The sequence below is a fragment of the Enterobacter genomosp. S genome (assembly GCF_001631805.1).
In the GTDB taxonomy this organism is placed as follows: domain Bacteria; phylum Pseudomonadota; class Gammaproteobacteria; order Enterobacterales; family Enterobacteriaceae; genus Enterobacter; species Enterobacter quasihormaechei.
Genome location: NZ_LVVA01000012.1, coordinates 581,844 through 592,714, shown reverse-complemented (window position 1 = coordinate 592,714; position 10,871 = coordinate 581,844). Strand labels below are relative to the sequence as shown.

Here is a 10,871-nt window from a genome sequence, read left to right as displayed (position 1 = left end):
CATACTCAGGTATGCAAAAACAACAGAACATTTTACAGAGGTTATCAATGGCTATTGAACGTACTTTTTCCATCATCAAACCAAACGCGGTGGCAAAAAACGTTATTGGCAGCATCTTCGCTCGCTTTGAATCAGCAGGGTTTAAGATCGTTGGCACCAAAATGCTGCACCTGACCGTTGAGCAGGCTCGCGGTTTCTACGCTGAGCACGAAGGTCGCCCATTCTTTGACGGTCTGGTCGAGTTCATGACTTCTGGTCCAATCGTGGTATCCGTACTGGAAGGCGAAAACGCGGTACAGCGTCACCGTGACCTGCTGGGTGCAACCAACCCGGACAACGCGCTGGCCGGTACTCTGCGCGCCGACTATGCAGACAGCTTCACCGAGAACGGCACCCACGGTTCCGACTCCGTTGAATCTGCTGCGCGCGAAATCGCATTCTTCTTCGCTGAAGGCGAAGTGTGCCCGCGCACTCGCTAATAATTTCGTAAATGCCGCGTGCAAACGTGGCATCCCTGCGCCAGACTTTGTACAATGCAACGCCCCGGACGAGCAGACTGCTTACCGGGGCGTTTCTTTTCAACCCACCAAGGGCCACAACGTGTAACAACGAGGCCGGAAAATATTATGTCTGAATTAGTGAATACCTCCGAAGTCGCCATTCCTGCGGTTCCCAATAAAAATGGAAAAATTAACCTGCTGGACCTGAACCGTCAGCAGATGCGCGAGTTCTTTAAAGAGATGGGCGAGAAGCCGTTTCGTGCCGACCAGGTCATGAAATGGATGTACCACTATTGCAGCGACAACTTTGATGACATGACGGACATCAACAAAGTGCTGCGCAATAAGCTTAAAGAAGTGGCGGAAATCCGCGCGCCGGAAGTGGTGGAAGAGCAACGCTCCTCGGATGGCACCATCAAGTGGGCCATTGCCGTTGGCGATCAGCGCGTTGAAACCGTGTATATCCCGGAAGACGATCGCGCCACGCTGTGCGTCTCTTCTCAGGTGGGCTGTGCGCTGGAGTGCAAATTCTGCTCGACGGCGCAGCAGGGCTTTAACCGTAACCTGCGCGTGTCGGAAATCATCGGTCAGGTCTGGCGCGCCGCGAAAATCGTGGGCGCGGCGAAAGTCACCGGGACGCGTCCCATCACCAACGTGGTGATGATGGGGATGGGTGAACCGCTGCTGAACCTGACCAACGTCGTGCCGGCGATGGAAATCATGCTCGACGACTTCGGTTTTGGTCTGTCCAAGCGCCGCGTGACGCTCTCTACTTCCGGCGTTGTGCCTGCGCTGGACAAACTGGGCGACATGATTGACGTCGCGCTGGCAATCTCCCTTCACGCGCCTAACGACGCCATCCGTGACGAAATTGTGCCGATCAACAAAAAGTACAATATCGAAACCTTCCTGGCCGGCGTGCGCCGTTATCTGGAGAAATCCAACGCTAACCAGGGCCGCGTGACCATCGAATACGTGATGCTGGATCATGTCAACGACGGTACCGAGCATGCTCACGAGCTGGCAGAACTGCTGAAAGATACGCCATGCAAGATCAACCTGATCCCATGGAACCCGTTCCCGGGCGCGCCGTATGGCCGTAGCTCAAACAGCCGTATCGATCGCTTCTCCAAGGTGCTGATGGAGTATGGTTTCACCACCATCGTGCGTAAAACGCGTGGTGATGATATTGACGCAGCCTGTGGTCAGCTGGCGGGTGACGTTATTGACCGTACCAAACGTACGCTGCGCAAGCGCATGCAGGGTGAGTCAATCGCGGTTAAAACCGTCTGATTATTATGCAGACACGGCGCATTTTTTGCGCCGTGAAGCATTAATTTACTGAATAATCAGCCACAATCATTACAACTGATTAATAATTACGGTGCGTTTCATACGACTTTCGGGCAGTATGTAACGACGTAACAACAGTTTAGCGTGAAGGCCCGCCTGCGCTGTCATCTGCGGCCCGACAGTCTTATACTGTTTGTTCCAGGTTAACTGACCTGAAGTTTCGCGGTGCGGGTGGCATTGTGACTCACCGGCACCTGAACCCTTATTTTCACGTACCAGTAGTTGTAGCGAATGAATACTGAAGCCACTCACGATCAAAATGCAGCACTCTCCACTGGCGTTCGTCTTCGCAACGCCCGTGAACAACTCGGACTCAGCCAGCAAGCCGTTGCAGAACGCTTGTGCCTGAAGGTTTCCACCGTTCGCGACATTGAAGAAGATAAGGCTCCTGCCGATCTGGCTTCAACGTTTCTGCGCGGCTATATCCGTTCTTACGCCAAACTGGTTCATATCCCTGAAGACGAATTACTGCCGATGATGGAGAAGCAGGCGCCGGTGCGTGCAGCAAAAGTGGCGCCGATGCAAAGCTTCTCGCTGGGTAAGCGTCGTAAAAAACGCGATGGCTGGCTGATGAGCTTTACCTGGCTGGTTCTGTTCGTGGTTATCGGCTTGACGGGCGCATGGTGGTGGCAAAACCACAAAGCGCAGCAGGAAGAGATCACCACCATGGCCGATCAGTCCTCCGCTGAGCTTAATCAATCCAACGGTGCACAAAGCGTGCCGCTGAGCACGGAAGGGGCTGCGACCTCCAGCGAACCGCAGACGGCGGAAACGAACGCGCCTGTAACCGAAGCTGCTCCAGCGCCAGAGGCGACGGCGAATACCGCGCCAGCAACCCAGGATCAGAATGCGGTGGTATCGCCTTCACAGGCAAATGTTGATACCGCACCTGCGGCAACGGCACAGGCGGATAACACCGCGGCGTCGCTGCCAACTGACCCGGCTGGTACGGCGGCCCCTGCCGTTGACCCGAATGCGTTGGTGATGAATTTTACGGCGGATTGCTGGCTGGAAGTGACTGACGCAACAGGTAAAAAGCTGTTCAGCGGCCTGCAACGCAAAGATGGCACGTTAAATCTAACGGGCCAGGCACCTTACAAGCTTAAAATCGGCGCACCGGCAGCGGTACAGATCCAGTATCAAGGAAAACCTGTCGATCTGAGCCGCTTTATCAGAACTAACCAGGTTGCGCGTCTTACCGTTAATGCCGAACAATCAGCAGCACAGTAACAGACGGGCAATGCGGGAGATTTTACATGCATAACCAGGCTCCTATTCAACGTAGAAAATCGAAACGGATTTACGTTGGGAACGTGCCAATCGGCGATGGGGCGCCTATCGCCGTCCAGTCGATGACCAATACGCGCACCACGGACGTGGAAGCGACGGTCAATCAAATCAAAGCGTTAGAGCGCGTAGGTGCGGACATTGTTCGCGTCTCTGTGCCGACCATGGACGCCGCTGAGGCGTTCAAACTGATCAAGCAGCAGGTGAGCGTGCCGCTGGTTGCCGATATTCACTTCGATTACCGTATCGCGCTGAAAGTCGCTGAATACGGTGTCGATTGCCTGCGCATTAACCCAGGCAACATCGGCAATGAAGAACGCATTCGCATGGTGGTTGACTGCGCCCGCGACAAAAACATTCCAATTCGTATCGGCGTGAACGCCGGCTCTCTGGAAAAAGATCTCCAGGAAAAATATGGCGAGCCAACGCCGCAGGCGCTGCTCGAATCCGCCATGCGTCACGTCGATCATCTGGATCGCCTTAACTTCGATCAGTTCAAGGTGAGCGTAAAAGCCTCTGACGTTTTTCTGGCCGTTGAATCGTATCGCCTGCTGGCAAAACAGATCGACCAGCCGCTACACCTTGGGATCACCGAGGCGGGCGGCCTGCGCAGCGGTTCGGTAAAATCGGCGATTGGCCTTGGCCTGCTGCTCTCTGAAGGCATCGGCGACACGTTACGCGTCTCTCTGGCCGCCGATCCGGTGGAAGAGATCAAAGTCGGTTTTGATATCCTGAAATCACTGCGTATCCGCGCGCGTGGGATCAACTTCATTGCCTGCCCAACCTGTTCACGTCAGGAATTTGACGTGATCGGCACCGTGAACGCCCTGGAGCAGCGTCTGGAAGACATCATCACCCCGATGGACGTGTCCATCATCGGTTGCGTGGTGAACGGTCCGGGTGAAGCGCTGGTGTCCACGCTGGGCGTGACCGGCGGTAACAAGAAAAGTGGTCTCTATGAAGATGGCGTTCGTAAAGATCGTCTGGATAATAGTGACATGATCGACCAGCTCGAAGCCCGCATTCGCGCAAAAGCGACGATGATGGACGAAGCGCAGCGCATCAGCGTTCAGCAGGTTGAAAAATAACGTGATGGGAAGCAGGCTGCTTCCCATGTATGATTGAGCCCATTCTTTGGGTTCTTTTTTGTATATAGAAAGAGAATAAACGTGGCAAAAAACATTCAAGCCATCCGCGGCATGAACGATTATCTGCCTGGCGAAACCGCCATCTGGCAGCGCATTGAAGGCACACTGAAGCAGGTGCTCGGCAGCTACGGTTACAGCGAAATTCGTTTGCCGATTGTAGAGCAGACCCCGTTATTCAAACGCGCGATCGGTGAAGTGACCGACGTGGTTGAAAAAGAGATGTATACCTTTGAGGACCGCAACGGCGACAGCCTGACCCTGCGTCCTGAGGGGACGGCGGGTTGCGTACGCGCCGGCATCGAACATGGTCTCCTGTACAATCAGGAGCAGCGCCTGTGGTATATCGGCCCGATGTTCCGCCACGAACGTCCGCAGAAAGGCCGCTATCGTCAGTTCAACCAGCTTGGCGTGGAAGTGTTTGGTCTGCAAGGCCCAGATATCGATGCCGAACTGATTATGCTGACTGCCCGCTGGTGGCGTGCGCTCGGTATTTCTGAGCACGTTTCACTGGAGCTGAACTCAATCGGTTCTCTGGAAGCACGTGCGAACTATCGCGATGCGCTGGTGGCATTCCTGGAACAGCATAAAGAGAAGCTGGACGACGATTGTAAGCGTCGTATGTACAGCAACCCGCTGCGCGTACTCGATTCCAAAAATCCTGACGTACAGGCGCTGCTGAACGATGCGCCTGCACTGGGTGACTACCTGGACGAAGATTCCCGCGAACACTTTGCCGGCCTGTGCAAGCTGCTTGAAGCGGCGGGCATTGCCTATACCGTTAACCAGCGTCTGGTTCGCGGTCTGGATTACTACAACCGCACTGTATTTGAGTGGGTCACCACCAGCCTTGGTTCGCAGGGCACCGTATGTGCCGGCGGTCGTTATGACGGTCTGGTTGAGCAACTGGGTGGTCGTGCAGCACCGGCCGTTGGCTTCGCGATGGGCCTTGAGCGACTTGTTTTGCTGGTTCAGGCAGTTAATCCGGAATTTAAAGCCGATCCTGTTGTCGATATATACCTGGTGGCCTCAGGTGCGGATACGCAGTCTGCGGCAATGCAGCTTGCGGAACGCGTGCGCGATGCGCTGCCGGACGTTAAGCTGATGACCAACCACGGCGGCGGCAACTTTAAAAAACAGTTTGCTCGTGCCGATAAGTGGGGCGCAAGTATCGCACTGGTGCTGGGTGAGTCCGAAGTGGCCAACGGCGAAGTGGTAGTGAAAGACCTGCGCTCTGGTGAGCAAACTACGGTAACGCAGGACGGCGTTGCGGCACACTTGCGCACTCTATTAGGCTAAGGAGAAGGACTGCGTGGAAATTTACGAGAACGAACACGACCAGGTGGATGCGGTTAAACGCTTCTTTGCCGAAAACGGCAAGGCATTGGTTGTTGGGGTTATTTTAGGTGTAGGTGCGCTGGTAGGCTGGCGTTACTGGAACAATCATCAGGCTGACTCTGCTCGCGGTTCGTCCCTGAACTACGAAAATACCGTTAGCGCAATCAGTGCCGATCGGCCGCAAACCCTGGCGGCCGCGGAAAAATTTGCCGCTGACAACAAAAACACCTACGGCGCCCTGGCTGCGCTGGAAGTGGCTCAGCAGTATGTTGATAAAAACGAACTGGACAAAGCCGCTGCGCAGCTGTCCCAGGGGCTTGCTGCTGCCAGTGACGAAAATCTGAAAGCGGTAATTAATCTGCGCCTGGCACGTATTCAGGTTCAGCAGAAAAAAGCTGACGACGCGCTGAAAACGCTTGATACCATCAAAGGCGAAGGCTTTGCCGCCATCGTTGCCGATCTCCGCGGTGAAGCACTGCTGAGCAAAGGTGACAAAGCGGGCGCGCGCAAAGCGTGGCAAGCTGGCGTGGATAGCAAAGCTTCACCTGCGCTGAGCGAAATGATGCAGATGAAAATAAATAATTTGTCCGTCTGAGAGGGACCCAATGCAATTGCGTAAATTACTTCTGCCAGGACTGCTTTCTGTTACGTTATTGAGCGGTTGTTCACTGTTCAGTGGCGAAGAAGACGTTGTTAAAATGTCCCCGCTGCCGACGGTTGAAAACCAGTTCACCCCATCCACCGCCTGGGATACCTCTGTGGGTGATGGTATTGGCGATTTTTATTCCAACCTGCACCCGGCGTTTGCTGACGGCGTGGTCTATGCAGCCGATCGCAAAGGCACCGTCAAAGCGCTGAACGCGGATGACGGAAAAGAAGTGTGGTCCATTAACCTGGCGGAAAAAGACGGCTGGTTCTCCCGTAAGCCTGCACTGCTTTCTGGCGGCCTGACCGTTGCCGGTGGTCACGTGTACGTGGGCAGCGAAAAAGCGCAGGTTTACGCGCTGAATGCAAGCGACGGTTCTGTTGCATGGCAGACCGCCGTAGCCGGTGAATCCTTGTCTCGTCCGGTCGTGAGCGACGGACTGGTGCTGATCCATACCAGCAACGGCCAGCTTCAGGCGCTGAACGAAGCTGACGGTCTGGTAAAATGGACCGTTAACCTGGATATGCCAGCGCTGTCTCTGCGCGGTGAATCTGCTCCGGCGACCGCCTTTGGCGCCGCTATTGTGGGCGGTGACAACGGCCGCGTCAGTGCGGTGCTGATGCAGCAGGGTCAGATGATCTGGCAGCAGCGTATCTCTCAGGCGACTGGTTCAACTGAAATCGACCGTCTGAGCGACGTGGACACAACCCCAGTTATCGTTGACGGTGTGGTTTACGCACTGGCGTATAACGGCAACCTGACGGCGCTGGACCTGCGTAGCGGCCAGATCATGTGGAAACGTGAGCTGGGCTCCGTGAACGATTTCATCGTCGACGGTAACCGTATTTATATGGTGGATCAGAACGACCGTCTGCTGGCGCTGAGCACCGAAGGTGGCGTGACGCTGTGGACGCAGAGCGACCTGCTGCACCGTCTGCTGACCGCACCGGCACTGTATAACGGTAGCCTGGTGGTGGGCGACAGCGAAGGCTACATGCACTGGATCGATCCAGAGAATGGCCGCTTCGTGGCGCAGCAGAAAGTGGACGGTTCAGGCTTCCTGACCGATCCGGTTGTGGCTGACGGCAAACTGCTGATTCAGGCAAAAGACGGCACGCTGTACGCGATCACGCGTTAATTACACGGCGGTTGTAGTATACTAAACGGCTCCTGTTCACTCAGGAGCCGTTTTGACATTTTTAAAAACGCCGCGAAAGCGACGTTATTTTGAATTTTATGAGGCTTCAAACATGGTACCTGTGGTCGCGCTTGTCGGGCGCCCTAACGTTGGAAAATCCACTCTTTTTAACCGTTTAACACGCACCCGTGATGCGCTGGTTGCGGATTTCCCGGGGCTGACGCGTGACCGTAAGTACGGTCGTGCAGAGGTGGAAGGACGCGAGTTCATCTGTATCGATACCGGGGGTATTGACGGTACGGAAGACGGCGTAGAAACCCGCATGGCAGAGCAGTCTCTGCTGGCTATCGAAGAAGCGGACGTGGTTCTGTTTATGGTGGATGCGCGCGCTGGCCTGATGCCTGCGGACTCTGCTATTGCCAAACATCTGCGTTCACGCGAAAAGCCAACCTTCCTGGTGGCGAACAAAACAGACGGTATCGATGCCGATCAGGCCGTTGCGGATTTCTGGTCTTTAGGCCTGGGCGATATTTATCCTATCGCGGCCTCGCATGGCCGTGGCGTAACCAGCCTGCTGGAAACCGTTCTGCTGCCGTGGGTGGATGAAGTGAACCCGCCGGAAGAGGTGGACGAAGATGCCGAATACTGGGCGCAGTTTGAAGCCGGAGAAGAAGGCGAGGAAGAGCCGGAAGACGACTTCAACCCGCAGGATCTGCCTATTAAGCTGGCTATCGTTGGTCGCCCTAACGTAGGTAAGTCTACGCTTACTAACCGTATTCTGGGTGAAGAACGCGTGGTGGTTTACGACATGCCGGGCACAACGCGTGACAGCATTTATATTCCGATGCAGCGCGATGAACGTGAGTATGTCCTTATCGACACCGCAGGCGTGCGTAAGCGCGGGAAAATCACCGATGTGGTGGAAAAATTCTCGGTGATCAAAACCCTTCAGGCAATTGAAGACGCGAACGTAGTGCTGCTGGTGATTGACGCACGTGAAGGTATCTCCGATCAGGATCTCTCTCTGCTCGGCTTTATCCTCAATAGTGGGCGCTCACTGGTTATCGTCGTCAACAAGTGGGACGGCCTGAGCAACGAGGTGCGTGAGCAGGTGAAAGAGACGCTGGACTTCCGTCTGGGCTTTATCGACTTTGCCCGCGTACACTTTATCTCTGCGCTGCACGGCAGCGGCGTTGGTAACCTGTTCGAATCCGTGCGTGAAGCCTACGACAGCTCTACCCGCCGCCAGAGCACGGCGATGCTGACCCGTATCATGAATATGGCTGCTGAAGATCACCAGCCGCCGCTGGTGCGCGGTCGTCGCGTGAAGCTGAAATATGCTCACGCCGGTGGCTATAATCCGCCTATCGTGGTGATCCACGGCAACCAGGTGAAAGATCTGCCGGATTCCTACAAACGCTACCTGATGAACTACTTCCGCAAGTCGCTGGACGTAATGGGTACGCCTATCCGTATTCAGTTTAAGGAAGGGGAAAACCCGTTTGCGAATAAACGCAACACCCTGACGCCGAACCAGATGCGTAAGCGTAAGCGTTTGATTAAGCACATTAAGAAAAGCAAATAAGCCTTGCTCTTCCCACTGAAACCCGCGCCTGTCGCGGGTTTTTTTATGCCTGGCGGCAGGCCTTGATTAAGTCTCTGTGATGTCAATCACTATTCACTTTTAACCATGTTTATATCTAAGAAAGTAGACAATCGTCGAATTTTCGTCTTAAAGTCCAGGGTTCGGTACTAGACAAAACTAGCGCCTGGTTATCAAATGGTTAACCAACTTTTCGCCGCATGTAAAAAATCGATCGGATACGTAACCGTTCGGCGTACATGCTGGTGTTTACAAGCACGACACATACCTTTTCGGGAGAATTATGCAATCCTCTGTTAATCAAAAAGAGAGCCGAACCTTCTTCGGCCATCCTTATCCGCTCGGTTCGCTGTTCTTCACCGAGATGTGGGAGCGTTTCTCGTTTTACGGTATTCGCCCGCTGTTGATCCTGTTTATGGCCGCCACCGTCTATGAAGGCGGGATGGGCCTGGCGCGCGAAAACGCCTCGGCGATTGTCGGTATCTTTGCCGGTACCATGTACCTGGCCGCACTGCCGGGCGGCTGGCTGGCGGATAACTGGCTCGGCCAGCAGCGTGCCGTCTGGTACGGCTCGATTCTGATTGCGCTTGGTCACCTGTCGATCGCGCTGTCGGCCATTATGGGCGACAACCTGTTCTTCATCGGCCTGATGTTCATCGTGCTCGGCTCCGGCCTGTTTAAGACCTGTATCTCGGTCATGGTCGGTACCCTGTACAAAAAGGGCGATGCGCGTCGTGACGGCGGTTTCTCGCTGTTCTATATGGGCATCAACATGGGCTCGTTCATTGCCCCGCTGATTTCCGGCTGGCTGATCAAAACGCACGGCTGGCACTGGGGCTTTGGTATCGGCGGTATCGGGATGCTGGTGGCGCTGATCATCTTCCGCGTGTTTGCCGTTCCGGCCATGAAGCGCTATGACGCTGAAGTGGGGCTGGACTCCACCTGGAACAGCCCGGTGGTGAAACGTAACGGCGTAGGTGCCTGGCTGCTGGCGCTGGCGGTGGGTGTTGCAATCATCGTTACGTTGATTGCCCAGGGCGTGATTGTAATTAATCCGGTCGCGGTCGCCAGCGTGCTGGTGTATGTGATCGCCGCCTCCGTTGCGCTCTACTTTATCTACCTGTTCATCTTCGCCGGTCTGAACCGCAAAGAGCGCGCCAGGCTGCTGGTGTGCTTTATTCTGCTGGTCTCCGCCGCGTTCTTCTGGTCCGCGTTCGAGCAGAAGCCAACCTCCTTCAACCTGTTCGCCAACGACTACACTAACCGCATGATCGGTGATTTTGAAATCCCGGCGGTATGGTTCCAGTCGATTAATGCCCTGTTCATCATTCTGCTGGCACCGGTATTTAGCTGGGCATGGCCAAAGCTGGCGAGCAATAATATTCGCCCGAGCAGCATCACCAAGTTCGTTATCGGTATTTTGTGTGCGGCAGGGGGCTTTGGGCTGATGATGCTGGCGGCACAGAACGTGCTGAGCAACGGTGGGGCAGGCGTATCGCCGTTCTGGCTGGTGGGCAGTATCCTGATGCTGACGCTCGGGGAACTGTGCCTGAGTCCAATCGGCCTGGCAACCATGACCCTGCTGGCACCGGAAAGAATGCGCGGCCAGATGATGGGCCTGTGGTTCTGCGCCAGTGCGCTGGGTAACCTGGCGGCGGGCCTCATTGGTGGGCACGTGAAGGCCGACCAGCTGGACATGCTGCCTGACCTCTTTGCCCGCTGCTCCATCGCGCTGCTGATTTGCGCTGCGGTGCTGATCGTCCTCATTGTTCCGGTACGTCGCATGCTGGAAAATGCGCAGACTAAGCCGGCTACTGAAGCCTGATAATTCTCAGACTGCCGGGGCGGTTATCCTGCCCCG

At 55.2% G+C, this 10,871-nt stretch carries 9 protein-coding genes; all 9 read left to right on the top strand.

The window, feature by feature from the left end; genetic code table 11:
* The first annotated feature begins 47 nt into the window (after positions 1-47).
* The 9 genes from ndk to A3466_RS10345 all read left to right on the top strand — a co-directional run bounded on the left by ndk (position 48) and on the right by A3466_RS10345 (position 10,835).
* Entirely contained in the window at positions 48-479 is a 432-nt protein-coding gene (ndk, locus tag A3466_RS10385) for a nucleoside-diphosphate kinase (protein WP_003860625.1), read from the top strand.
* 147 nt (positions 480-626) lie between these two features.
* A complete protein-coding gene (locus tag A3466_RS10380) occupies positions 627-1,793 on the top strand; it encodes a bifunctional tRNA (adenosine(37)-C2)-methyltransferase TrmG/ribosomal RNA large subunit methyltransferase RlmN (protein WP_003860623.1) in 1,167 nt (388 codons plus the stop codon).
* Between the two features lie 291 nt (positions 1,794-2,084).
* Positions 2,085-3,083, top strand: a complete 999-nt coding sequence (rodZ, locus tag A3466_RS10375) for a cytoskeleton protein RodZ (protein WP_063450512.1) — start codon at positions 2,085-2,087, stop codon at positions 3,081-3,083.
* A gap of 26 nt (positions 3,084-3,109) precedes the next feature.
* Positions 3,110-4,228, top strand: a complete 1,119-nt coding sequence (gene ispG / locus A3466_RS10370; RefSeq protein WP_003860619.1) for a flavodoxin-dependent (E)-4-hydroxy-3-methylbut-2-enyl-diphosphate synthase — start codon at positions 3,110-3,112, stop codon at positions 4,226-4,228.
* A gap of 81 nt (positions 4,229-4,309) precedes the next feature.
* Positions 4,310-5,584: a histidine--tRNA ligase gene (gene hisS / locus A3466_RS10365; protein ID WP_063450511.1), complete on the top strand. Its 1,275-nt coding sequence runs from the start codon at positions 4,310-4,312 to the stop codon at positions 5,582-5,584.
* Positions 5,585-5,597: 13 nt separating this feature from the next.
* The gene (locus A3466_RS10360; protein ID WP_063450510.1) at positions 5,598-6,218 is read left to right on the top strand and encodes a YfgM family protein; all 621 of its coding nucleotides are present in this window, start codon (positions 5,598-5,600) and stop codon (positions 6,216-6,218) included.
* 10 nt (positions 6,219-6,228) lie between these two features.
* Complete coding sequence (bamB, locus tag A3466_RS10355; protein WP_063450509.1) at positions 6,229-7,407, top strand: outer membrane protein assembly factor BamB; 1,179 nt, start codon at positions 6,229-6,231, stop codon at positions 7,405-7,407.
* A 112-nt stretch (positions 7,408-7,519) separates the two neighbouring features.
* A complete protein-coding gene (gene der / locus A3466_RS10350; RefSeq protein ID WP_022648998.1) occupies positions 7,520-8,992 on the top strand; it encodes a ribosome biogenesis GTPase Der in 1,473 nt (490 codons plus the stop codon).
* Between the two features lie 301 nt (positions 8,993-9,293).
* Positions 9,294-10,835, top strand: a complete 1,542-nt coding sequence (locus tag A3466_RS10345; RefSeq protein ID WP_063450508.1) for a peptide MFS transporter — start codon at positions 9,294-9,296, stop codon at positions 10,833-10,835.
* Positions 10,836-10,871 lie beyond the last annotated feature (36 nt).